The organism is Vibrio sp. NFR (assembly GCF_027587095.1).
Taxonomy (GTDB): domain Bacteria; phylum Pseudomonadota; class Gammaproteobacteria; order Enterobacterales; family Vibrionaceae; genus Vibrio; species Vibrio harveyi.
Genome location: NZ_JAPPTN010000007.1, coordinates 182,172 through 207,494, shown reverse-complemented (window position 1 = coordinate 207,494; position 25,323 = coordinate 182,172). Strand labels below are relative to the sequence as shown.

21 protein-coding genes, 4 tRNA genes and 1 other annotated feature are annotated in these 25,323 nt (G+C 45.2%); of the genes, 10 read left to right on the top strand and 15 right to left on the bottom strand.

What is annotated here, in order from left to right; all coding sequences use genetic code 11:
• Window positions 1-28: 28 nt before the first annotated feature.
• Both nrdB and yfaE read left to right on the top strand, forming a co-directional pair.
• Window positions 29-1,162: a class Ia ribonucleoside-diphosphate reductase subunit beta gene (nrdB, locus tag OH463_RS15375; protein WP_005445097.1), complete on the top strand. Its 1,134-nt coding sequence runs from the start codon at window positions 29-31 to the stop codon at window positions 1,160-1,162.
• The gene (yfaE, locus tag OH463_RS15370) at window positions 1,162-1,440 is read left to right on the top strand and encodes a class I ribonucleotide reductase maintenance protein YfaE (protein ID WP_005445095.1); all 279 of its coding nucleotides are present in this window, start codon (window positions 1,162-1,164) and stop codon (window positions 1,438-1,440) included. Before nrdB ends, yfaE begins: the two co-directional genes overlap by 1 nt.
• 99 nt (window positions 1,441-1,539) lie before the next feature.
• Here the strand turns inward: yfaE and OH463_RS15365 are convergent, their stop codons facing one another.
• Entirely contained in the window at window positions 1,540-2,772 is a 1,233-nt protein-coding gene (locus tag OH463_RS15365) for a CinA family nicotinamide mononucleotide deamidase-related protein (RefSeq protein WP_269991547.1), read from the bottom strand.
• 199 nt (window positions 2,773-2,971) lie between these two features.
• On the opposite strand from OH463_RS15365, the gene OH463_RS15360 reads away from it, so the two are divergent.
• On the top strand, window positions 2,972-3,874 hold the full coding sequence (locus tag OH463_RS15360; RefSeq protein WP_005445090.1) for a DUF3943 domain-containing protein: 903 nt from the start codon (window positions 2,972-2,974) through the stop codon (window positions 3,872-3,874).
• A 241-nt stretch (window positions 3,875-4,115) separates the two neighbouring features.
• The gene (locus OH463_RS15355) at window positions 4,116-4,628 is read left to right on the top strand and encodes a glycine cleavage system protein R (RefSeq protein WP_005445081.1); all 513 of its coding nucleotides are present in this window, start codon (window positions 4,116-4,118) and stop codon (window positions 4,626-4,628) included.
• A gap of 96 nt (window positions 4,629-4,724) precedes the next feature.
• Here OH463_RS15355 and nspC read toward each other — a convergent pair whose 3' ends face one another.
• The 10 genes from nspC to uvrY all read right to left on the bottom strand — a co-directional run bounded on the left by nspC (window position 4,725) and on the right by uvrY (window position 14,894).
• Window positions 4,725-5,858, bottom strand: coding sequence for a carboxynorspermidine decarboxylase (nspC, locus tag OH463_RS15350; RefSeq protein WP_005445080.1), 1,134 nt, complete (start codon window positions 5,856-5,858; stop codon window positions 4,725-4,727).
• Between the two features lie 204 nt (window positions 5,859-6,062).
• Window positions 6,063-7,316, bottom strand: a complete 1,254-nt coding sequence (locus tag OH463_RS15345; protein ID WP_005445078.1) for a carboxynorspermidine synthase — start codon at window positions 7,314-7,316, stop codon at window positions 6,063-6,065.
• Window positions 7,317-7,334: 18 nt separating this feature from the next.
• Window positions 7,335-10,226 carry a pyridoxal phosphate-dependent class III aminotransferase gene (locus OH463_RS15340; RefSeq protein ID WP_269991546.1) on the bottom strand — a complete coding sequence of 964 codons (2,892 nt, stop codon included), beginning with the start codon at window positions 10,224-10,226 and terminating at the stop codon, window positions 7,335-7,337.
• A gap of 747 nt (window positions 10,227-10,973) precedes the next feature.
• Window positions 10,974-11,049, bottom strand: a tRNA-Gly gene (locus OH463_RS15335).
• Between the two features lie 10 nt (window positions 11,050-11,059).
• Window positions 11,060-11,146 (bottom strand) — tRNA-Leu (locus OH463_RS15330).
• Between the two features lie 78 nt (window positions 11,147-11,224).
• Window positions 11,225-11,300, bottom strand: a tRNA-Gly gene (locus OH463_RS15325).
• A gap of 37 nt (window positions 11,301-11,337) precedes the next feature.
• Window positions 11,338-11,411, bottom strand: a tRNA-Cys gene (locus OH463_RS15320).
• Between the two features lie 400 nt (window positions 11,412-11,811).
• Window positions 11,812-12,369 (bottom strand): CDP-diacylglycerol--glycerol-3-phosphate 3-phosphatidyltransferase, encoded by a 558-nt coding sequence (pgsA, locus tag OH463_RS15315; RefSeq protein WP_005445072.1) that lies wholly within the window; start codon window positions 12,367-12,369, stop codon window positions 11,812-11,814.
• Window positions 12,370-12,415: 46 nt separating this feature from the next.
• Window positions 12,416-14,248 carry an excinuclease ABC subunit UvrC gene (gene uvrC, locus OH463_RS15310; RefSeq protein ID WP_026138235.1) on the bottom strand — a complete coding sequence of 611 codons (1,833 nt, stop codon included), beginning with the start codon at window positions 14,246-14,248 and terminating at the stop codon, window positions 12,416-12,418.
• A 1-nt stretch (window position 14,249) separates the two neighbouring features.
• Window positions 14,250-14,894, bottom strand: a complete 645-nt coding sequence (gene uvrY, locus OH463_RS15305) for a UvrY/SirA/GacA family response regulator transcription factor (RefSeq protein ID WP_005434947.1) — start codon at window positions 14,892-14,894, stop codon at window positions 14,250-14,252.
• A 431-nt stretch (window positions 14,895-15,325) separates the two neighbouring features.
• Between uvrY and OH463_RS15300 the strand changes: the two genes are divergently transcribed.
• Window positions 15,326-17,689 carry a DNA polymerase II gene (locus tag OH463_RS15300; protein WP_038898625.1) on the top strand — a complete coding sequence of 788 codons (2,364 nt, stop codon included), beginning with the start codon at window positions 15,326-15,328 and terminating at the stop codon, window positions 17,687-17,689.
• A gap of 39 nt (window positions 17,690-17,728) precedes the next feature.
• Here OH463_RS15300 and OH463_RS15295 read toward each other — a convergent pair whose 3' ends face one another.
• Complete coding sequence (locus tag OH463_RS15295; RefSeq protein ID WP_005445065.1) at window positions 17,729-18,496, bottom strand: hypothetical protein; 768 nt, start codon at window positions 18,494-18,496, stop codon at window positions 17,729-17,731.
• A 186-nt stretch (window positions 18,497-18,682) separates the two neighbouring features.
• On the opposite strand from OH463_RS15295, the gene efpL reads away from it, so the two are divergent.
• Window positions 18,683-19,249, top strand: a complete 567-nt coding sequence (gene efpL, locus OH463_RS15290) for an elongation factor P-like protein EfpL (protein ID WP_005445063.1) — start codon at window positions 18,683-18,685, stop codon at window positions 19,247-19,249.
• A gap of 2 nt (window positions 19,250-19,251) precedes the next feature.
• On the top strand, window positions 19,252-19,572 hold the full coding sequence (locus OH463_RS15285; protein ID WP_005431208.1) for an HI1450 family dsDNA-mimic protein: 321 nt from the start codon (window positions 19,252-19,254) through the stop codon (window positions 19,570-19,572).
• Window positions 19,573-19,736: 164 nt separating this feature from the next.
• Here OH463_RS15285 and rluB read toward each other — a convergent pair whose 3' ends face one another.
• Window positions 19,737-20,675 (bottom strand): 23S rRNA pseudouridine(2605) synthase RluB, encoded by a 939-nt coding sequence (rluB, locus tag OH463_RS15280; protein ID WP_005445061.1) that lies wholly within the window; start codon window positions 20,673-20,675, stop codon window positions 19,737-19,739.
• A 344-nt stretch (window positions 20,676-21,019) separates the two neighbouring features.
• Between rluB and OH463_RS15275 the strand changes: the two genes are divergently transcribed.
• Window positions 21,020-21,730 carry a calcium-binding protein gene (locus tag OH463_RS15275; protein ID WP_009698409.1) on the top strand — a complete coding sequence of 237 codons (711 nt, stop codon included), beginning with the start codon at window positions 21,020-21,022 and terminating at the stop codon, window positions 21,728-21,730.
• A gap of 86 nt (window positions 21,731-21,816) precedes the next feature.
• Here OH463_RS15275 and OH463_RS15270 read toward each other — a convergent pair whose 3' ends face one another.
• Together OH463_RS15270 and rnm are read right to left on the bottom strand one after the other, a co-directional pair.
• A complete protein-coding gene (locus OH463_RS15270) occupies window positions 21,817-22,437 on the bottom strand; it encodes an L-threonylcarbamoyladenylate synthase (protein WP_005445057.1) in 621 nt (206 codons plus the stop codon).
• 61 nt (window positions 22,438-22,498) lie between these two features.
• On the bottom strand, window positions 22,499-23,356 hold the full coding sequence (rnm, locus tag OH463_RS15265) for an RNase RNM (protein WP_005445055.1): 858 nt from the start codon (window positions 23,354-23,356) through the stop codon (window positions 22,499-22,501).
• A gap of 95 nt (window positions 23,357-23,451) precedes the next feature.
• Here rnm and OH463_RS15260 point away from each other — a divergent pair, with 95 nt between their 5' ends.
• The gene (locus tag OH463_RS15260; RefSeq protein WP_005445052.1) at window positions 23,452-23,577 is read left to right on the top strand and encodes a hypothetical protein; all 126 of its coding nucleotides are present in this window, start codon (window positions 23,452-23,454) and stop codon (window positions 23,575-23,577) included.
• Window positions 23,524-23,627, top strand: a sequence feature (Trp leader region). Its footprint overlaps the gene before it by 54 nt.
• Before the next feature lie 126 nt (window positions 23,628-23,753).
• Window positions 23,754-25,319: an anthranilate synthase component 1 gene (locus tag OH463_RS15255; protein ID WP_005445049.1), complete on the top strand. Its 1,566-nt coding sequence runs from the start codon at window positions 23,754-23,756 to the stop codon at window positions 25,317-25,319.
• The last annotated feature ends 4 nt before the right edge of the window (window positions 25,320-25,323 follow it).

Here is a 25,323-nt window from a genome sequence, read left to right as displayed (position 1 = left end):
GGGGAGGTCTAAAAGGAATTGAGGCATTATGGCTTACAGTACTTTTAACCAGAACAAAAATGACCAACTGAAGGAACCAATGTTCCTTGGTCAATCAGTGAACGTAGCTCGTTACGACCAGCAAAAATTCGAGATCTTCGAAAAGCTTATCGAAAAGCAATTGTCTTTCTTCTGGCGTCCAGAAGAAGTTGATGTATCTAGCGACCGTATTGATTACAACAAGCTACCTGACCATGAGAAGCACATCTTCATCTCAAACCTGAAGTACCAAACGCTGCTTGACTCAATTCAAGGTCGTAGCCCGAACGTTGCGCTACTTCCTCTGGTTTCTCTACCTGAGCTAGAAACTTGGATCGAGACTTGGTCGTTCTCTGAGACGATCCACTCTCGTTCTTACACGCACATCATCCGTAATATCGTGAATGATCCAAGTGTGGTATTCGATGACATCGTAGAAAACGAGCACATCCTTAAGCGTGCGAAAGACATCGCGCATTACTACGATGACCTGATCCAAGCGACAAACGACTATCACCGCTACGGTGAAGGCGAACACGTTCTTAACGGTGAAACGGTTAAAGTTAGCCTGTACGATCTGAAGAAGAAATTGTACGTCTGTTTGATGTCAGTGAACGCACTAGAAGCAATCCGCTTCTACGTAAGTTTCGCATGTTCATTTGCTTTCGCTGAACGTGAGCTTATGGAAGGTAACGCGAAAATCATCAAGCTCATCGCTCGTGATGAAGCGCTTCACTTGAACGGTACTCAGCATATGATCAACCTGCTACGTAACGGTCAAGATGACTTCTCTTTCATGCAAATCGCTGAAGAAGCAAAACAAGACTGTTTTGACCTATTCAAAGAAGCGGCAGAGCAAGAGAAAGAATGGGCTGAATACCTATTTAAAGATGGTTCAATGATTGGTCTAAATAAAGATATCCTTAGCCAATACGTTGAATACATTACGAACATTCGTATGCAAGCGGTAGGTCTACCAGCAGCATACCCTGAAGCAACTTCAAACCCTATCCCATGGATTAACGCTTGGTTGTCATCGGATAACGTTCAAGTTGCACCGCAGGAAGCAGAAATCTCTTCTTACCTTGTTGGTCAGATTGACAATGAAGTAAGTGCAGACGACTTCGAAGGATTTGAGCTGTAATGCCAAGCATCAAAATCAACAAACTCGTTAGCATTGAGTCTAATCCATCTAACACAATTTTGGAGACGATGGAGCAAGCGGGCTTACTGCCTGAATACAATTGCCGCGACGGACACTGTGGTGCATGTCGCTGTAAATTGGAATCAGGTGACGTGGAGTATGTTGGTTTTGCAATGGCGTATACTCAGCCAGACGAAATTCTGCCTTGTATTTGCAAAGCGAAATCCGAAATTTCGCTCAGTGGTGTGAATTACGCGATGAAAGAAAAACGCGCATAAACGCCACCAGCCAGTACAAAAAAGCCAAGGCAATCGCCTTGGCTTTTTACTATTTATTTTTACTGTCTACTTTTACTATCTAAACAGCTCGACATCCTTTTAAAGAGCACTGCTCGGAATGTGCATTTCTTTCATCTTTTCCAAGAATGCGTATTGAGCCGACATCGGCTTGCGTTCTAGATAACGGCGTAGCATATCCAGTGCCGCAGCACTGATGACTTTAACCTGATCATCTTGCTGATATTTTCTTGAAAGTTTGTATAGGGCGCCCCACTCTCCTGTTGACGTGGAAAGAGCAACAGAGAAAATGCCTTCTTCCATTTTTCCCGTAACTAAAGCCAAGTCGGTGGCGCACTTTTCACGTGTCGCACCAGCTAGAGCAAACGTCGCTGCTAGTGGGTCCCCTTCATCTGCAATGGTTTGATTGTTTCCTGATAGAACCCAACCGTGACCGAATTGCTCAGCGACTTTTTCATCACTATTTAGCCAATACGTTAAATACCCTGCACTGCTTTTCTCCGACACCGATAGTGTCAGCGCTTTATCTGTTAGTAGCTGACCGACATGTTCAACCATAGGTACATCGACACTTACAGAATTGGTTTCAAGGTGCTTATGGATCATCTGCATCAACTTCATGCGTTGCTCAACATGCTGAGATGGACCAAACAGTTTCACTTCGATAAAGGGTAAGTAAGAGCGATAACCCAACTCATAACCAGGCGGAAGCTTCATTTGGTCAAGCTTGTCCGATATACCAGATTCAGACAGACCAAACGTATAAATTCGGCTACAAGATGCACTTTCTACTTCAGGGAAGAGTTTTTTCAAATCTGGCAGAATTTGCGTCTCTGCCATTAACTTAAATTCACTTGGTACACCTGGGGTGAAATAGAACACCGCATCATTGATCAGCATTTTAAAGCCACAAGCCGTGCCAATCGGATTATCAACAATTTGTGCCGTTTCCGGTAACATAGCTTGCTTGAGATTGCTATCCGGCATTGGGATACCACGACGGGCATACATCGCCTCTAGGTGTGCTAACCAGTCTTTAAATAACACTAATTTGCAATCTGCTGCTTTCGCTGCTGCCGCTGCGCTCATGTCATCTGTGGTTGGTCCTAAACCACCATTCACGATCACCACGTCATTATTGAAGCTGAGCATCAAAAACTCTTCAATCAAACTCGATTGTTTATCACCAACGGTCGAGCGCTTCGTTAAGCCAAATCCATGTTGATAAAATAAGCTCGACAGCCAAGCTGCATTTGTATCAACAATATCACCGTGAAGGACCTCTTCACCGGTACTTAGCATAGCAATTTTCACAACTGACTCCTGAAAATAGGCAAAATCCACATTTTTTCGACATTGTGCCTATATCGTTTTCATTTTATTGGACTAATCTCATAGTTAATTTGTTGAGATTAAATGTAGGTCAAGTATTTAAATGGCTGTTCTTTTAAGGGATAATTGTGAGCCCGATCATCAAACCAACAACTCGGAGACCTTCGTGTCAAAATCATCCATGTTCAAGAAAACTCTAAGTGGTCTTGTTCTGACGGCATCTGCTACCGCAAATGCAAGCCAGTACGATATGAGTAACCATATTGAGTTCTCTTACACGCCTGATTGCCTGTCAGGTTACTGCGAAACGACCACTCTGTATAGCTTCGAGCCACAAAATCGTCGCTTTGCGATGGGACTTGATAACGATGATTCTTTAAATCTCGACGCAGGCCTTCAACCGAAGCATATGATCGTGCCAAAAGACAAAGATTGGGACTATCTCATGGGTCAAACTTACACCATTCTTGGTTTGAGTGTGGCTACGGTAGGTTTGATGACTTTATTGCCTGAGAGCATTACAAAATGGGACGAAGAAGATCGTGACATGAGTAAGCTAGGTAGCAAGTGGAAAGACAACGTTTCAAGCGGTCCAGTATGGGACCGAGATGAGCACTTTCTAAACTACGTCATGCACCCTTACTTCGGTGGTGTTTACTATACGGCTGCGCGCCACGCTGGCTATAACGAATTTGAATCCTTCTTGTATTCTGCGACCATGTCGACGTTCTTCTGGGAATACGGTGTAGAAGCTTTTGCTGAAATCCCATCATGGCAGGACTTGTTTATTACTCCATTCTTTGGTGCTGTAGTGGGTGAAATGATGCTAACAGCGGAACAAGACATCGTTGCCAATGGTGGTGAAGTAATGGGCTCAGAAACCGTTGGGGACGTTTCTCTATTCTTCCTCAATCCAGTCGGACACATTCACTACTGGGTATCAGATGCATGGGGCGGTAGCGCAGAATTCCAATTCAGTTCATCACCTTGGTTTGGCAACCAAGACGCAGCGAAGTTTGCGATGGATTCCGGCGCAAGCTACGATAACGTCTTCTACGGTTTTGAAATGAAGGTCACCTTCTAAAACCAAACTGTTAAATAGCAGCCTGAGGGCTGCTTTTTTTGTGCCCCAAGCATAGTTTTTATTATTTGCATCACGAATTAGCGTCAAAAATTGACCTTTATCAAACCTAACCCTCCTCCAGCACCTACACTGAATTTAAGGACTAATTCCAATAACTTAAGTTTTAAACCTTAAGCTCAAATAACTATAGCGATACGTCTAACCGTGCCGCGTCCAAACCTTATTCCGGGAGGGGACCATTATGAACACTGTGTTTATCGTTAATTTCGTCGGTCAGGCATCACCAGCGACCATCAAACAGCTTGCAGCGGTTACCCATGAAAACGAAGGCAAATGGCTGATCAGTAAAGTGAACTTTATTGAGGATCAGGTTGCCGGCGTGATCAAAATCGAGCTACCAGAGGAAAATGCCAACACAGTGAAAGAGGCGTTCTCTGCTTGCCAAACCCTCATCGTAAAATTCGTTGATTCCGAGCCTCACTCTCACCGCGAAGATACGGTCTTTCAGCTTCGTCTGGACGCCAATGATCGTGCAGGCATCGTCAACGAAATCACCCACGTGCTCGATGGACAAGGCATTTCGATTTTAGACATGGACTGTCAACGAGTGTTTATCGCCGGTGGCGGAGGTGTAAGTTCAAGCTTGTTTAGCGCTAAGATGGCAATCAAGTTGCCGAGTGAACTGGAAATTGATGATGTAGCGAATGAGTTAGAATCGCTCAGCGAAGATACTCGTGTGATTGTCGAAAGCTGATCTTAAGCCCAAAGCACTCGGTAAACCGAAGCAATGCATAATAAAAAAGAGCAGCTCATCGCTGCTCTTTTTACGTTCAATCAAATGAAAAGGTGATTACTTCACTGTCCATTGAGACAGAGAACGTTTGAAGTCTGAATAATCAAATTCGTTCAGCTTTTGAATTTCACCATTTGAACGTTCACAGTATACCGACGGCATACGTAGACCGTTAAACCAGTTCAGTTTCACCATGGTGTAACCCGCACTATCTAGAATGTGCAGACGCTGTCCGATCTCCAGTGGTTGCTCAAAGTTCGCCACACAGAACTGATCACCAGCTAAACAAGAGCACGAGCCAATGACGTATTCATGTGCACCATTTTCTGCTGCTTCAAGAATCGATGCTGGCTCGTTATAAATCAAAGTATCTAAGCGGTGTGCTTCAGTTGCTGAATCCACAATCGCAGTCTTCTTCACGTTCTCAACAATGTCTACCACAGTCACGACAAGATCCGTCGTTTTAGTGATGATTGCCTCACCCGGCTCTAGGTACATTTGTACGCCGTGCTTTTCAGAGAAAGCTTTCAGTGCAAGCCCCAGCTTTTCGATATCGTAGCCCGGCCACGTAAAGAACACGCCGCCGCCCATGCTAACCCAATCCAGCTTATCGAGATACTCGCCAAACTGCTCTGAGATCGAATCCAACAGACTGATGAATGCGTCCACATCTTTGTTCTCACAGTTCATGTGGAACATCACACCATCAATGCCATCGAAAATTTCCGGCTTGATGTGGTCAGCTTGTACGCCTAGACGAGAAAACTGACGTGCAGGGTTCGCCAAGTCTTGACCTGCATAGCTTACACCCGGGTTTAGACGCAAACCAATCGACGCTTTACCTTCAACAATATGGCGGTAAGCTGCTAACTGCGACTGAGAGTTAAAAATCATCTTGTCGCAGATATCTGCTACTTCACGTACGTCATCCTCGCTGTAGCCAACACTGTAAGCATGAGTCTCTCCACCAAAGGTTTCATAACCAAGCTTCACTTCAAAAGGACCAGAGCTGGTTGTACCGTCTAAGTAAGGCTTGATAATGTCGAATACACCCCATGTCGAGAAACACTTCAGTGCCAACACTAACTTCACACCAGAGATATCTTTTAGCTGTTTTGCCTTCTCTAGATTCTCAATCAATTTGTCTTCATTGATCATGAAGTATGGGGTTTTAAGTTCGTTTTGTTGCATGTTAATACCTTAGATCCCCTCATAAAAATGAAGGAACTATAAAACCGAACAAAGCCGATGCGATCGCACCGGCTTAGATTGATGATTCAAATAAGCGCAGCTTGCACTAAAACTTCTAATCGAGTTTAGGATGCACGCGTTGTTTGTAACAATTAACGCGCACACCTCAAAACACGATAAAAAGAAATCGTTAGTGTAAGTGCCTTACTTGTTCAGTTCGTGGATAACTGGAAGCCCCTGACCTGCTTCTAATTCCTGAACATGCCAATCTAGACCAATTGTTGGCATTGTTTCTAGGAACGGATCTGGGTCTAGCTGTTCCATGTTGAACACGCCTTTGTCAGCCCATTTACCACGGAAGAATTGCAGCGCTGCTGTGATCGCAGGAACACCTGTCGTGTAAGAGATCGCTTGATGTTCAACGTCTTCGTACGCGACTTCATGATCTGCGTTGTTGTAGATAAACACGCTACGCTCTTTGCCATCTTTCTTACCTTGAACCCAAGTACCGATACACGTTAGACCTGTGTAGCCCGGTGCTAGAGATGTTGGGTCTGGCAATAGCGCTTTTAGTACATGCAGAGGTTGAACGACTGTACCATCGTGCAGCGTTAGTGGATCTGGGCTTAGTAGACCAATATCTCGCATTACATTGAAGTAGTTTAGGTAACGGTCACCGAAACCCATCCAGAATTCAATGCGTTTTGCTGGGATGAATTCTTTCATCGAACGAACTTCATCGTGCGCCATTGAGTACACTTTGTGAGAACCACAGTTCGGGAAATCGAACTCTAGCATACGAGAGTGACAAGGTACTTGTTTCCACTCTTCGTTTTCCCAGTAGAATGAATCACCTTGGATCTCTAGCATGTTCGTTTCTGGGTCAAAGTTGGTCGCGAACTTCTTACCGTGGTCACCCGCGTTAACATCCATTACATCAATCGTATCGATTTCGTCAAACAGATGCTTTACAGCGTACGCTGCAAATACCGAGACTACACCTGGATCGAAACCAGCGCCCAGGATACCTGTGATGCCCGCTTCCTCGAACTTCTCACGGTAACCCCATTGCCAATCGTAAGCTTGTGGCACTTGCTGACCTTCAGAACACAGGTCAACCGCTACTGATGTGTCTAGGTATGAAACTTTTGCTCGGTAACACGCTTCCATGATTGGCATGTTAACCCACGGAGGACCCGCGTTGATGACAAGATCCGGTTTTACTTCTTCAATAAGAGCAACCAGAGAATCTACGTCGTCAGCGTTCACTGCACGCGCTTCTAGTTTCTTAGCTGAATCTTTCAGGTTGTTTTTCTTCTGAATCGATTCGATGATCTTCTCACACTTACCAATAGTACGTGATGCGATTGTGATATCACCCAGAACGTCGTTATTTTGTGCTGCTTTATGTGCAACAACCCAGCCAACGCCGCCTGCACCAATCTGTAGAACTGCCATAGTTTTCCGTTACCTTTATTAAACTAGCTCAACTGCTAGCGTGTTGATTTTAAAGAGCAAAGATTCAAAGTCCGCTGTCGTCAGACAAGGATTCAAAATCGTAAATTTAAGAGCGGTCTTACCATCAACGATGGTTTCACCGAGAACTGCGATACCGCGAGTCAACGCTTCAAGACGCAACGCTTTGTTTAGTTCATCTAAATCTGCAGATGCGTTGTTTGTGCGTACATTGGTTGCGCGGAATAGAACCGTAGAAAGTGCCGGCTCAGCCAAAAGCTCGAACTGATCGTGTGCACGAATCATCTCGGCAACATCTTGAGTTTGTACCAACAGGTGATCGTACATATCGCCCAGCGCTTTAGGACCCACGTTTTGCATCGTCATGAACACTTTCAATGCATCAAAGCGCTTCGTGGTTGCAATAGATTTGTCCACCAAGTTTGGTAGCTCATCGTGTTCTCGGTTCAGATAGTCAGCATGATGAAGTAGGAACTTAAAGTTCGACTTGTCGTTCACCAGCAACGCACCACAACTGATTGTTTGGTAGAACAATTTGTGGAAATCGACACTAATAGAGTGCGCACGCTCTACACCTTTCAGGCGAGATTTGTGACTGCTTAGAATCAGTGCGCCACCGTAAGCGCCATCAACGTGCATCCACATCTCATGCTTCGCTGCCATATCAGCAATGAAATCAAGGTCATCAATTGCGCCGTGGTCAGTCGTACCCGCCGTGCCAACAATGGCGAATGGGATCAGACCTTCTGATTTCGCCAGTGTTAGAACCTGATCTAACTGAGTAACGTCCATTGTACCGTCGGCGTTCGCATCGACGGTCATCACTGCTTTCTCACCCAGTCCCATCCAAGATGCTGACTTTTGAACCGTGAAGTGTGATTTCTTAGAACACACAATGCGCAGTTTGTCTGCGTAATCAGGAAGACCCAGCTTTTGGATTGAGTGACCGCTTAGCTTGTGTGCAATCCAGTCTCGCGCCAACATTAGCCCCATTTGGTTGCTTTGCGTACCACCACTGGTGAAGATGCCGTCGCCCTTCTCACCCAACTCATACTTGTCACACAACCAATTAATCACTTTTTGCTCTACGTAAGTCGCAGAGGAAGCTTGATCCCATGAATCCATAGATTGGTTTAGCGCCGCAATCATGGCTTCTGCCGCAACCGCTGGCATGAGAGGAGGGGTATGTAGATGCGCAATACAATCTGGGTGCTGGGTGAAAATCGCATTCTTCGCAACAAGCTCAGCAGCTTCATCGATGACAGACTTTAACGACGCATTTTTGTTGTCTAGATCGACTGCATTAATCGCCGCTTCCAGCAACTGAGGGTTCATACCAGAGTATGGTGCGTTCACTTGTTCGAACACCGATTTCATTACAGCGGTAGTGTGATTCATAACCGACGCGAATTCGGCACCACCAAGTTCACCAGTTTGAATAAAGTGCTTTTTCCATTCTTCTTGTGGTGCAGTTTCAATATGACTGCCACCCGCTGCAATAATCGCTTCTTCGAGTACGCGAAGCGCAAAGTCGATTTGCTCAAAAGAGATAATAAGAGGTGGAAGGAAGCGAATTACAGAGCCTTCACGACCGCCCTTTTCAACCATCAAGCCGCGCTCAAGCGCCGCACGTTGAATAGCAAGTGTCAATTGACCATCAGCTAGAGGCTCACCAAATTTGTTCAACTCGCCATTTGGATGCTTAATCTCAACACCAAGCATCAAACCTTTGCCACGAACATCCGCGATACAGTTAACGCGTTTTTGAATGCTCTCAAGACCAAAGCGTAAATACTGACCAGCGACGTTCGCATGTTCAACAAGGTTGTCGCGCTGGATGATTTCTAGTGCTTTTGCACCTGAGACCATTGCCAATTGGTTACCACGGAAAGTACCGGTGTGCTCACCTGGCTTCCATGTATCGTGTTGTTTGTTGATCACCAGTAGTGACATAGGTAAGCCACCACCGATTGCTTTAGACAAACATAAAATATCAGGAACAATGCCCGCTTCTTCGAATGCGAAGTTGTAACCTGACTTACCAACACCACATTGAATTTCATCGAAGATCAACAAGATACCGTGATCATCACAAATACGGCGTAGTTCACGTAACCAGAATGCAGGCGCAGGAATAACACCACCCTCACCTTGGACTGGCTCCACAATGATCGCTGCCGGCTTCATGATACCCGCTTCATCGTCGTTCAAGAGACGCTCGATATAGCGGATGCTCGCTTTCGCACCCTCATCACCGCCAAGCCCAAATGGGCAGCGTAGGCTGTATGGGAATGGCATAAAGTGCACATCTGACATCAATCCAGTACGGCGAGCTTTGGTACCCAAGTTCCCCATCATACCCATGGTGCCATTTGTCATACCGTGGTAGGCTCCACGGAAAGCAAACATGGTGTTACGACCCGTGGTTTGCTTCGCTAATTTAATAGCCGCTTCAACGGCATCCGCACCCGAAGGACCACAGAACTGAATCACGCAGTTGTCGCTTAGCTCTTGAGGAAGGAAGCCTTTAACAGACTTAATAAAATGTGTTTTCGCAGACGTTGCGATATCCAGAGTCTGGTACGGCAAACCAGAATCTAACTGCTCTTTTAGCGCTTGGTTGATTTCCGGATGATTGTAACCCAGAGCCAACGTACCCGCCCCAGCAAGACAGTCTAGAAAGATTTGACCACGCGTATCTTCAACCAAACAGCCGTAAGCTTGTTTAATTGCGATTGGCAAGCGACGTGGGTAAGAACGTACTTCCGATTCATACTCTGCTTGTTCGATAAGAACTTGATCAGGCGTTAAATCATACGTTCCTTCAACAACTGGAACCTGAGACGAAAAGTAATTTGCGATAGTGTTATCGACTTCAAAGGCAGTGCTCATACTACATAATCCCTTGAATTATAATGATTCTCTTTCCTGTATTTATTCTCGTTAGTATTAAATAACAGGATATACAGATACACCTCCGCATTCGTCATTTTCTAAACGACAAATACAGATAACCCGTCACGACAAGCGCGACTTTTTATTTTGATTGGAGAGTAATCAAGGTTCCGTAATGCACCCGTTTTGTAAAACAGGACATTTCGGCAGTATGAAGCTGATTAGTGTGTGTTTGTTTAAAGGTTTCAATGTTGGGTTTCCCATTAACATGCTGTTTCTTACAGCACTAGTATCCCGTCTATCGACAAATGGCTTTGCCGATACCTACCCTACGTAGTGTCACAATCAGCTTGAATGGTCACTACGCGTATCCCCCAGAGAATCAAAGTCGTAATAATACGCTCCGAGATTGCGCGCGAATTTATCACAAAATAAAATCTTCTGGCAATATCTTTTCACAGGTTGCATATTGACTGAGATCACAATCACAGCAAACCTTTACTGGACTATTTTACCTCAACATTGATGTGCATCGCAGAAGGTCTTCTTAAACTCGACAGAAAAGTAAACGCTGAAGGTGATTAGTTGAGGCTGTATTTCGTGCGTAGTAAAGAGCAAGGAAATTCAGGATAAATAAAGTACGCGGCAGAGGTATCTATGCCAGCATGGAAGGAAAGAAGAAGCTCAGAGAAAAGAAAACAACAGAAATGAAAAAGCCCAGCATAGATGCTGGGCTTTAAAATCTGGAGCGACACACGAGGTTCGAACTCGTGACCTCAACCTTGGCAAGGTTGCGCTCTACCAACTGAGCTAGTGTCGCAGATTTGAGATGGTGCCCCGGGCCGGACTTGAACCGGCACAACGCGAACGTCGAGGGATTTTAAATCCCTTGTGTCTACCAATTCCACCACCAGGGCACACAAATATTCTTTGTGATGCCTTTACAGAAAAGTAAAACACCATCTGATACCGCTAATTGCCATATCATTTTAATTTGGAGCGACACACGAGGTTCGAACTCGTGACCTCAACCTTGGCAAGGTTGCGCTCTACCAACTGAGCTAGTGTCGCATTTATTCTCGAAAGTCACTCACTCTCAAAAGAATAATGGAGGCGCCTCCCGGAGTCGAACCGAGGTCCACGGATTTGCAATCCGCTGCATAGCCACTCTGCCAAGGCGCCTCATTTGTGAAGAAAGCTTAACTTTTCTCACCACCCTTTCAAGCTTTGCTCTCTTGGGTACGGGATGCATTCTACGGATTCGAGCGATCGAGTCAACACTATTTTTATTTTTTTAAATCGTTTGACCAGAATTTGTGCGAAAGACGGTAAATTGATTAGTTTTGATACTGAAACCACACCAAATACACTTGTTTATCATGAATATTGGGCTTCTCCACCGCCCTATCTCTTTGGGGGATTTTCTATTTCAAGTGTTGATAATCAAAGCCATAAACCATCGCCAAGTGCTGACAGAACAAAAACAAGACTTAGATCACATAAAATTCACTCATAAAATCGAGATAGAAAAAAAGCAGGCGATAGAGCCTGCTTTTTAAAATGCTATTTGTGATGGATTGTTTTAATGATGTTCTTCATTAAGGAGATCATCTTTCGCCGCAGCTAAGTACTGAACCATTGACCAGTACGTCAGGAAGGTTGCTACATATAAAGCACCAAAGCCAAGCCACACCATCCAATCATCGTAACGCCAAATCAGTACCCATAAAGCGAACATTTGCGATACCGTTTTTACTTTACCAACCCAAGAAACTGCGACGCTGGCTCGTTTCCCGATTTCTGCCATCCATTCACGCAATGCGGAGATAATGATTTCACGCGCTATCATTGTTACAGCTGGGATAGTCACCCAAATGGTGTGGTAATGCTCCGTGATCAAAATCAACGCTGTTGCTACCAGAACCTTATCTGCTACTGGGTCAATGAAAGCGCCAAAACGCGATGTTTGACCTAGCTTACGAGCCAACATACCGTCGAGCCAATCAGTAAAACCTGCGACCCAGAAAACCATTGCTGCTGCAAACGGTGCCCAAGAGTAAGGTAGATAGAAAACAACCACGAAAACTGGGATTAGGAACAGTCTTAGTAGAGATAGAATGTTCGGGATATTCAAACGCATTTTATTATTCTCTTACACATTGCGGCTTAATGTTGCGGGATTTTCCTTATTGTTTCAATGCTTGGAAAATAATTTCTGCCAAAGAGTGACTAATTCCCGGTACTTTGGCGATTTCTTCGACACTTGCACGCTTCAATTCTTGTAAACCGCCCATGTATTTGAGCAAAGCTTGACGGCGTTTTGGTCCAACCCCTTCAATTCCCTCTAAAGCACTGGTACGACGCGTTTTTCCACGTTTCGCTCTGTGCCCTGCAATGGCATGGTTATGGCTCTCATCTCGGATGTGTTGAATGAGGTGCAATGCTGGTGCATCGCTTGGCAAGTTAAATTCATCACCATCTACGGTAATTAAGGTTTCAAGACCTGGCTTACGGGTTACCCCTTTCGCAATACCGATCATGGTCGGACGCTTAGGCCAATCCCCCCAATATTGAGCAATGATTTCGTGCGCTCGATTCAACTGCCCTTTACCACCATCGATAAAGATAATGTCAGGAATCTTCTCTACATCGAGTTGCTTCGAATAACGACGCTCCAATGCTTGTCCCATCGCTGCGTAGTCATCGCCACCAGTAATTCCGGTGATGTTGTAACGACGATACTCTTGCTTAACTGGACCTTCACTGTTGAAAACCACACAAGAGGCAATGGTGCTTTCACCCATAGTATGCGAAATATCGAAACACTCCATTCGAGCAATAGTTTCCATCCCCAAAACTTCCCGCAGCGCTTTGAAGCGTTGGTTAATGGTCATCTTGTGATTAATTTTGGTCGTAATGGCAGTAAGCGCATTGGTATTGGAAAGTTTTAGATAACGACCCCGTGAACCCGTTGGAGAGGTATGGAACTGAACCTTACGACCTGCCACTTCACTTAGAGCTTGTTGGATAGGCTCTATATCGCCACCCAATTCTTGATTCAAAATAATACGAGAAGGAATGGTACGCGCCTCGTTATGGCTCAAATAGTATTGGGTAAGGAAGCTATCAAACACTTCTTGTTGACTTGTATTTTGTGGAATCTTTGGGAAATGGCTGCGACTGCCTAACACCTTACCCTGACGAATCATCAAAATATGGATACAAGCAATACCGTTTTCTTGGGCAAAGCCAAGTACATCCATATCATCCATGCTGTCTTCTGAAACGTACTGTTGTTCTTGTACACGTCGAATCGCTTGGATCTGGTCACGGAATTTGGCTGCGTCTTCAAAACGAAGCTGTTGGCTTGCCACTTCCATCTTTTCAATAAGCTGCTCAAGTACCTGTTTATCTTTACCCTGCAAAAACAAACGAACAAACCCCACCAGCTCGTCGTATTCTTCATCAGAAATAATCGTGCTCACGCACGGACCTGCACAGCGACCAATTTGATACATCAAACATGGGCGCGTTCGGTTGGAATACACGGTGTCTTCACACTGTCGAACAGGAAGCGTTTTCTGCAATAAGTGCAAGGTTTCTCGCACTGCGCCCGAATCTGGATACGGTCCAAAGTATTCACCTTTGCGTTTTTTTGCACCACGATGCATAGACAATCGCGGATGTTTGTGACCGCTGATAAAAATGTACGGGTACGATTTATCGTCACGCAGAAGTACGTTGTATTTCGGTAGATATTGTTTGATGTAGTTGTGCTCAAGGATGAGCGCTTCCGTCTCGGTATGGGTCACCGTGACGTCAATCTTGGCAATATTACTGACGAGTGCACGTGTCTTCTCACTGTCGACTTTCTTGCGAAAATAACTGGAGAGACGCTTTTTGAGGTCTTTGGCTTTGCCGACATAAATAACAACAGCCTCGGCGTTGTACATTCTATAAACGCCGGGCTGATGAGTTACTGTCTTGAGAAAGGAAGCCGAATCGAAGGGTTGATTCACACTAAAGGGTCTCGGTGTCCAGCATTCCGTGGCGGATCGCTAAGTGTGTTAACTCAACGTCACCATTGATGTCCAATTTGCTAAACAGACGGTAGCGGTAGCTGTTGACTGTTTTTGGACTTAAATTCAGTTGTTCAGAAATATCCGTAACTTTCTGCCCTTTGGTGATCATCATCATGATCTGCAATTCGCGTTCAGATAGGTCTTTGAATGGGTTTTCTGAGGCTGGTGAGAATTGACTCAATGCCATCTGTTGCGCGATCTCGGGCGAGATGTAACGCTGCCCACTGTTAACCACACGAATTGCGTTAACCATTTCATCAGGACCTGCACCTTTGGTTAGGTAACCAGAAGCACCCGCCTGCATCACTTTAGTTGGGAACGGATTTTCCGTATGAACGGTTAATACGATGATTTTTACATCAGGATTCACGCGAAGAATCTTTTTAGTGGCTTCCAAGCCGCCAATTCCTGGCATGTTCATATCCATTAAAACGACGTCTGCATGATTACTGCGACACCATTTTACTGCTTCTTCACCGCTGTCAGCTTCTCCTGCTACGTTCATTCCACGGACGTCTTCAATAATACGTCGTATCCCTGTGCGAACCAGCTCGTGATCATCTACAAGGAAAACATTTATCAAACTTGTATCTCCACACTTTTATTGGCTCTGCACCCACATAACTTTGGTCAATGTGGATATCAGTATGAGTGCCTATATACTAACGCATAAGACAAAAAATTGCTTTCTATGAATATGTGCTTAAACGCAAAGTTTGGCAAGAACTTATTCATAAACCACTCTATTATTTGAGTGTGCTCTGTGCAAAGCCGAATTTTAAGACAAGCTAATTAACAACATAAACTCCAATAAATCAAGCAACTAGATTTCACTTTGCTCAGCGAAACGCAATATCACCTATAAATGGTTATTCCATAAGCGGGTTATCTCTGCTTTTGTACTCCCGCAACACGTCCTTTTAACCTGCGAAATACAACCACTCTATTTCACTGGTTATTTTTACAGTTCTTAATGATAGAATACGTGCTTCATTGATTTACAAGGTTTCTCTATTGAATATCCAACAAGGCTTCCTTCTCACTCGACAAGCCCGAGACATCAAAGGTCAAACTCAAATTGAGCTTTGGCTTTCGACCGAGAATGGTCCGACCCAATTGTTGATTCAAGGAGAAAGACCTGTCTTCTTTATCGAGCAAGCACAAATAGAGCAAACCAAGCGATTTGCCACTTCTAAGCAAATTGCTGTCGACATACGCTCGCTTGAGTTAAAGAACTTCCAACTAACTCCTTTAGCCGCGTGTTATACCCAGACCACGAAAGACGCATTCGCTCTACAAGATGAACTGAAGCAAAACGACATCGTCCATTTCGAGGGCGATGTACGACTTGCCGATCGTTATCTGATGGAACGCTTTATCAAAGGCAGTATGGAGTTTACCGGTAACCAACAATCACTAAACGGCTTCCAACGCATTCAAAATGCAAAGTGTCGCACAGGTGAATACCAACCTAAGCTGCATGTGGTCTCTCTAGATTTGGAATGCTCAGAGAAAGGCATTCTCTACTCGATTGGTTTAGATAGCCCTGTTGATTCACGCGTGATTATGATTGGCGAACCGGAACAAGCAGAGACGCCAATTCAATGGGTAAAAGATGAGAAGGCTTTGCTCGATGCTTTAATTGCGTGGTTTAAGCAATTTGACCCAGATGTGATTGTTGGTTGGAACGTTATCGACTTCGATTTCCGTCTGCTGCATAAGCGCGCAGAGTGGCATAACATGAAGCTGATATTAGGTCGTGCAGACCAGCCAAGTTTCTTCCGCAGCTCAGCACAAAGCCAACAGGGCTTTATCTCTATTCCTGGTCGTGTTGTGCTGGATGGTATCGATACGCTCAAAACCGCGACCTACCATTTCCGTTCTTGGTCACTTGAGTCTGTTTCACAAGAACTCCTTGGCGAAGGTAAAGAAATTCATAACGTGCATGACAGAATGGATGAAATCAATCGCATGTACCGTTCAGACAAGCCGTCTCTCGCTAAATACAACTTGCAAGATTGTGTGTTGGTTAACAAGATTTTTGACCACACTCATCTACTCGACTTCGCGATAGAACGCTCCCGCCTAACAGGTGTGGAATTAGACCGCGTTGGGGGGTCAGTGGCCGCATTTACCAATTTGTATCTGCCTCAAATCCACCGAGCAGGCTATGTTGCCCCAAACCTGCATCCAGAAAACTGGATCGCCAGCCCAGGGGGCTATGTGATGGACTCTATCCCGAACCTTTACGATTCCGTATTAGTGCTCGATTTTAAGAGTCTTTACCCCTCTATTATTCGCTCATTCTTGATTGACCCTATGGGTTTGGTCGAGGGCTTACAGCTTGAAATCGGCAAAGCAGAAGATGAAGCGGTACCGGGATTTCGTGGTGGTCAGTTCCATCGCTCGAAACACTTTCTACCCGAGATGATCGAAAAGCTCTGGGCAGCCCGCGACGTCGCAAAGAAGAACAATGAGAAAGCCTTCTCGCAAGCTATCAAAATCATCATGAACTCTTTCTATGGCGTGCTTGGTTCTTCCGGTTGTCGTTTCTTTGATACCCGCCTTGCTTCAAGCATCACCATGCGTGGGCACGAAATTATGAAGCAAACCAAGGTGCTGATCGAAGCCAAAGGCTATCAAGTGATTTATGGCGATACCGATTCAACTTTTGTGTCGTTAAATGGTCCGTATAGCCAAGCAGATGCCGATAAGATTGGTATTGAACTGGTCGAATACATTAATCAATGGTGGGGTGATCACCTTCGTGATGAATACAATCTCAATTCGATTCTTGAGCTAGAATACGAAACCCATTATCGCAAGTTCTTGATGCCGACTATTCGAGGCGCAGAAACTGGCTCAAAGAAACGCTACGCTGGTCTGATTGGTGAAGGTGAAAAAGAACGTATCATCTTTAAAGGGTTAGAGAGCGCACGCACCGACTGGACACCGCTGGCGCAGCGTTTCCAAAACACCTTGTACCAAATGATTTTCCATGGTGAAGATCCGAGTGATTACGTACGAGAGATGGTTGAAAAAACCAATAGTGGCGAGTTTGATGATCAATTGGTTTATCAAAAACGCTTACGTCGCAAGCTGCACGAATACCAAAAGAACATTCCGCCACAAGTACGCGCTGCGCGCTTAGCCGATGACATCAATGCTAAATTAGGCAGACCACTGCAGTATCAAAACCGTGGTCGAATTGAATATTTGATCACTGTTAACGGACCAGAACCGCATGAGTACCGTAATAGCCCTATCGACTATCAGCATTATATTGATAAACAGCTAAAACCGATCGCGGACGCTATTTTGCCGTTCATTGGCACAGACTTCGAGCAGTTATCTGCACCACAGATGGGGCTGTTCTAAATCAGATTCGAAATTGGAAGGGCGCTAACGCTGTTGGCGTTAACCAATGCGGAATTCGGTTTTCTGATATTGCTTTACTAACCAATCGCCAAAACCGTCCAATAACCCAACCACAGAGCGTTTAGGGATAGGACGTCCAGAGAGCAGAATACCAAGGCGTTCTATCTCAAGTTGCTTTTCTGGGTGATACTGCAAAAACACTTCGCCACATTTAAGCGGGTCGTCAAACCAACGTTTATCACGATACATGATTAAAGAATACGAAGCGCGAAGCAGTTTCTTGGCGATAATAACTTGAGCACTGACCAGCTCTTCAACACTTTGTGCTTGTACAATCTTGGTACGATACACCGATAGCCAATCTTCCACATCCATGTTCCAGTGCTTAGCAATCTCCCAACTTGGTACATAATCACCAAAGCAATCTGCCAGATCATCACCATAAACACACACACAGCAATGCTTGAGCATAAAACCCCAAGTAAAAATGCTATCGAGATTGGCTACTTCATTGACCAACGCCGTGCGAATCGACACCCCTTTCACATGAGGATACCCTTGCTGTGCTCGCCATTTGATGGTGTTTAGTAACGTGGCGCGGTTGTTTTCAAAGTCCGCCTTTGTCACAACCACCATATCAAGATTCGATCTACCTGCGACCGCAGACTTACGGGCCACGCTACCGTAGACGTAAACACTGTGCAAGTTTGCGCCAAGCCCACCTTTTAGGCATGCGAGAACTTCTCTGAGCAGAGGTTCGAATTCAGGTTGGAAAGGATGTTTTGGATCGATAATAGGGAGAGACATTGAAGAAAACGCGATCTCAAGCTTTTAACGGACGAAGGGCTATATGATCCACCAGCATTACGTTTGGATCAAGCCTATTCATCTCCTTATTAATGTTCAAATTACTGAGTGGAATTTTAATGCCAGACAAAGAACTTAGCGCTATAATCACCAAGTTTTGCTTAATAAGTGTAATAGGAAAATACAATGCCAAAGGCAAGTGAAATCAAAAAAGGCTTCGCAATCGAGTCTAATGGTAAAACTCTTCTAGTTAAAGACATCGAAGTAACGACTCCTGGCGGTCGTGGCGGCGCTAAAATCTACAAAATGCGTTGTACAGATCTGAACACTGGTGCTCGTGTAGACGAGCGTTACAAGTCTGATGATGTTGTTGAAACAGTAGAAATGAACAAACGTGCAGTTGTGTACTCATACGCTGACGGCGATGAGCACATCTTCATGGACAACGAAGACTACTCACAATACACATTCAAGCACAATGAAGTTGAAGACGACATGCTGTTCATCAACGAAGACACACAAGGTATCCACATTATCCTTGTGAACGGTGCTGCTGTGGGTATCGAACTACCATCTTCTGTTGAGCTAGTGATTGAAGAAACTGACCCTTCAATCAAAGGTGCTTCTGCATCTGCACGTACTAAACCAGCACGCTTTGCTTCAGGTCTTGTAATCCAAGTTCCTGAATACATCGCAACTGGTGACCGTGTTATCATTAACACGACTGAACGTAAATACATGAGCCGAGCATAAGCATGTCTGATTTGATTTCTTACGACGACGTTATCGACGCTGCGTACGACATCTTCCTTGAGATGGCTCCAGATAACCTAGAGCCCGCTGATGTCATTCTGTTTACTGCGCAATTTGAAGATCGTGGTGCCGCAGAACTTGTTGAAACTGGTGATGACTGGGTTGAACACGTTGGCTTCGATATCGACAAAGAAGTGTATGCAGAAGTTCGAATCGGCTTAGTAAACGAGGAAAATGACGTGCTTGATGACGTTTTTGCTCGTATGCTAATCAGTCGAGACCCAGAACATAAGTTCTGTCATATGCTTTGGAAACGTGACTAACGCTTTCCCTATCATGATCAAAAACACCAGCCTCATGCTGGTGTTTTTTTATGTTTATTAATTGCACAAGCATGATTGAAAGACATGAAAGCTCGTAAACTCGAAAGGCTCGATAAGAAAAAGGCTTGCCGATTTGGCAAGCCTTTCTGATTTTCTGCTATCGATTAACGATGCTTGTTACGTGCACCTTGGTCACCTGCAGTCTTCTTCGGCTTACGACGAGAAGGATTGTTGCTGCGACCTTTTGGTGTGTTAACACGCTCTTCGTGACGCTTAACTGCGCGACGGATTTTTTGGCTACGAGCACGTTCACGCTTACGTGATGTGTTGTCTTTGTTCAGATCAAGCATGGTTTCTTTCTCTGGACGAAGTTCTACAAGCTCACGCAGGTAGTTCACTTCTTTCAGGTCAAGTTCCATCCAACCACCACGAGGTAGTTTCTTGTCTAGGAAGATATCACCGTAACGAACACGTTTTAGACGGCTAACCGTACATTCTTGAGATTCCCACAAACGACGAACCTCACGGTTACGACCTTCGTTAATTACTACGTAGAACGTGTGGTTCATACCTTCACCACCCGCGTGTACTACGTCTTCAAAACGAGCCATACCATCTTCAAGTTCTACACCACTTACTAGGTTACGAACTTTTTTCTCGTTCACTTCACCAAACACACGCACTAGGTATTCACGCTCAACCTGACGGCTTGGGTGCATTAGGCGGTTTGCCAATTCACCATCAGTTGTGAAAAGCAGTAGGCCAGATGTGTTCGCATCAAGACGACCAACTGAAATCCAACGAGAGCCACGAATTTTTGGCAGACGATCGAAAACAGTGCGACGACCTTCAGGGTCGTGACGAGTACATAGTTCACCTTCTGGCTTGTAGTAAGCCAATACACGACAGATCACTTCTTCTTGTGCCTTTGCAGACACAATGTGACCATCGATACGAACTACGCTGTTCTCATCTTCTAGTCTTTCACCAAGTTTAGCTACGATTCCGTTCACGCTAACGCGACCAGATTTAATTAACGATTCGATCTCACGACGAGAACCGTGTCCAGCACGTGCTAATACTTTTTGTAACTTTTCGCTCATTTATCTACCTATGTGTCGTCTTCACAGACGTCGAGACCAGAATTGGTCTTCATTGTGCAAGTTACCCAACCTATTGGGATTTTTTCGGTCGGACATTATACGAGATTCTACGACTTAATGTAAGCGAAATCGTCGACATTGGCGTAGCAAAATATCGGTCATAAACTCACACTTCCCTCATCAATTTGTCCAACTTAGTACCAGACAAAGACCATCGAGAACCGCACTATTATAGGTCGCCTTTCACCTCTAAAAACCTGACCTACCTGATAAAATTATCAGAGTGGTAACAAAGAAAACCCAATAGCTTGCTAGCTCCCTCAAACAAAACAAAGGAATAATAAATGTCTCATACAAATCTTGACCTGAATTGGATATTTGGTACGGCAGCAGATGACGATCTAACGGGCACATTAGGTTCGAACACGACCGATATTTTTGTTGGCTTCGGCGGCGATGATAAGTTTGTTGGTTACGGCGGTAATGACTATGTCTATGGGGGTCGTGGTGACGATCACCTGTTAGGTGGCCGAGGTAATGATCTCATCTCAGGTGGCTCTGGTGATGATTTTCTGTCTGGCGGTCTAGGCAACGACCTGTTGTTTGGTGGTTGTGGCGACGATACGATTTTTGACTACTCAGGTAACAACTTCATCAACGCTGGTTGGGGCGATGATACCGTCGTGGTCGGTGACGGTCATTCGGTGATCGCTGGAGGTTGCGGTGATGACACTTTCGTAATGACCAATCGCCTTGCCATCGGTGTGCCAGACCAACCCGTCTCATCAAACGACATTGAAGTAAAAGCGGAAATTCTCGACTTTAATATTTGCCACGACAAGTTGGTCTTTGATATGGGTCTAGACACCAATGACGACGGCATTCGCGATACATTCTTGGATTCCGCCGACGATCTGACTCTGTCTTACAACGATTTTGGTTGGGCTGTATTCTCAAGCGATCAGTTCAATGTTGAAGTCACACTAAAAGGCATTGATGCGGGATACATGAACTACGTCGAACACCACGGCATTGATATCTTCGATTTCGCATAAGCTAAATGCTCAGCGATAGGCTTTATTAAAAATAAAAAGGGAGGCTTCTGTGCCTCCCTTTCTTATTTCATTACCAATAGAGCGAACTATTCAAATGGTGCAGGATCGCCCGAACCAACACGTGCTACAACAGCATCGCCTTCACTGAAATCAATCACTGTCGTTGGTTGCTCACCAAGATAACCGCCATTAAGGATCACATCTACCGCATGCTCAAGCTTATCGCGGATGTCTTCAGGATCTGACTCAGTAACATCACTACCCGGTAAGATCAGCGACGTCGACATCATTGGCTCGCCTAACGCTTCAAGCAGATCAAGTGCGATACGGTTATCTGGAACACGGATACCAATGGTCTTACGTTTCGCGTTCATCAAACGACGCGGCACTTCTTTTGTGCCTTTGAAGATAAAAGTGTAAGGACCAGGAGTGTTATTTTTCAGAAGTCGGAATGCGGCGTTATCAACACGCGCATACAGAGATAACTCCGACAAATCACGACATAACAAAGTAAAGTTATGCTTGTCATCCAGACGACGAATCTGACAGATGCGTTCTAACGCCTGCTTGTTCTCCAATTGACAGCCTAGTGCATAACCGGAATCGGTCGGATACACCACAACACCGCCGTTACGAATGATTGCTACTGCTTGATTGATCAAGCGAGCCTGTGGGTTTTCTGGATGAACGTAAAAAAACTGGCTCATTGTAATTCCTCATTATCGAACCTCTCGGCTCTATATTTTTTTATGGAGTCTAGACTCCGTCTTATTCAGCGCTTTCTAGAGAAGGGTCAATTCCCCAATCTTTCCAAACTGGCTCTACGCCCGAAGGTAACCAAAGGTTTCTTCCCAACTCCATCCACGGTGATGGATAGTGAAAATCACTGCCTTGAGACGCTAATAGTTTGTATTGTATAGCATAATCCGCCAAGTTGCGTCTTTCTTGTTGCGCTTGTTGGGGTTGCGCCACTTCCATAGCGTCTCCACCAGCATCAACAAACGCGGCTAATAAGCGTTTTACCCACTTTGCCGTCAGTTGGTAACGCCCCGGATGCGCGAGTACCGCTTGACCACCCGCGGCATGAATAGCATCTACCGCATCTTTCATTGAGCACCAGTTTGGTGGGACATAACCCGGATTGGTGCGCGTCAGAAACTTCTTAAACACCATCTGCATGGTCTTGGCGTAACCGTTGTCGACCAACCACTTAGCAAAGTGCGCACGGGTAATAGGCGCATCACCAGCGATTTGCTGCACTTCTTCCAGCACACCTTCACGGGTCGCCTTCTGTAAACGTTCCGCAATAAGCTCTGCACGTGTAACGCGATGCTTTTTTTGTTGCTCGATTAACTCAACCAACGCTGGGCTGTCCGGGTCAATGTTTAACCCAACAATATGAATATCTTTATTCTGCCAAACCGTGGAAATCTCGATACCGTTGATGATTTTTATCGGAAGATTATTTTCTTCAACGTATTGCTTGGCCGGAGCTAAGCCGTCAACCGTATCATGATCCGTGATCGCCAAAACCTCGATATCAAAACTCAATGCCCTGTCTACTAGATCATGTGGTGCAAAGCGACCATCTGATGCAGTGGTGTGGCTGTGTAAATCAATTCTCATTTTTTTGTCGTTTTAATGCTGTTTTGGGGTTGACTTTTTATCTCTGCACTAGTTAACTAGTACACAAATACGAAGTACCTAATTTAAGGCTCACCATGTTACAAGAATTTAACCAAAACCAGGAAGCGAAAGTTGCAGATCGTCTTAATAAGATGAATTCTGTTGATCTAGCTTGGTGGCGCACTTGGACAAGTTCTTGGTGGGCGAACGTGTACTTCTAGTTTAACGAATGAAATGTCACAAAGCCCGCTACTTCAGCGGGCTTTTTGTTTTGCCGTCTACCTCACAGTTAACTGCTCAAACATTCATCGGATATGACCAAAACTAGATTGGGTGAACGTTTGCTTTATGCGACTATGTACGGCAGGAAGATATAAAACAGCTATAAGGAGGTCTTGTGAACAAGGCCATTGAAATTAAGAAACTTGGACAGCTTGAAGTACTGACGGCTTCCGTCCCTTATACTCAAGACCCGACTCGCTTGTTCCACACATTATGTGAGAACAAAACTGACAGTCTGTTGCTGGAATCTGCTGAGATCGATTCAAAGCAAGATTTGAAGTCGCTGTTGATTGTTGATTCAGCCGTACGCATCGTTTGTTACGGTCACACTGTCAAGATGCAAGCGTTGACCAATAACGGTAAGAACCTACTAACTCACTTAAACCAAAACATCCGTGGTGATGTCGAGAGTGAGCTCGATGGCGAAACACTGACTTTAGATTTCACCCACCCGTGCGACACGCTAGATGAAGACTCTCGACTGCGTGAAGCCTCTTCATTTGATGCGCTGCGTTTGGTTCAGCACAGCTTCGATATCTCGGACCAAGACAAACACGCGATTTTCCTTGGTGGTTTGTTTGCCTACGACTTGGTCGCTAACTTCGAACCACTGGGCAATGCAGAAGCCACAAACCAATGCCCAGATTACGTTTTCTACGTCGCCGAAACACTGCTGGTTGTGGACCACCAAACAGAATCTTGTCAGCTGCAAGCAACTTTATTTGTTGATGATTCAGAAAAAACAGCGCTAGAAACTCGCATCTCAGAAATCAGTGCACAATGCGCAGCACCAAAACTACTGCCAAGTGCAGAGCAAATCGCGGATGTGACAGTTAGACCAAGCGTGTCTGACGATGACTTCTGCCAAATCGTTCGTGACCTAAAAGAGTTCGTCGTAAAAGGGGATGTATTCCAAGTCGTACCGTCTCGCCGATTTACGCTACCTTGCCCTTCTCCATTGACAGCTTATAAAGAGCTAAAACAGAGCAACCCAAGCCCTTACATGTTCTACATGCAAGACGAGCTGTTCACTCTATTCGGAGCATCACCAGAGAGTGCGCTCAAGTACGAAACAGACACTAACCAAATTGAAATCTACCCAATCGCAGGGACTCGCCGCCGTGGCAAACGTCCAAACGGTGATATCGATTTTGACTTGGATAGCCGTATCGAACTCGAATTGCGCACTGACATGAAAGAAAACGCTGAGCACATGATGCTAGTCGACTTAGCACGAAATGACGTCGCACGTATTGCTCAAGCTGGAACTCGCCACGTCGCAGACTTACTCAAAGTCGACCGCTACAGCCACGTAATGCACTTGGTATCTCGTGTCGTTGGGCAACTACGTAACGATCTAGACGCCCTGCACGCTTACCAAGCTTGTATGAACATGGGCACACTAACTGGCGCACCAAAGATTCGTGCAATGCAGTTGATTCGTGATGTAGAGGGCGCACGCCGCGGTAGCTACGGAGGCGCAGTAGGTTACCTTACCGGCGAAGGTACATTAGATACTTGTATCGTGATCCGCTCAGCTTATGTTGAGAACGGCATTGCTCAAGTTCAAGCAGGCGCAGGTGTGGTGTTTGATTCTGATCCACAAGCAGAAGCAGACGAAACACGCGGGAAAGCCCAAGCGGTAATTTCTGCTATTCAAGCAGCACATAAGTCACAATAAGGAA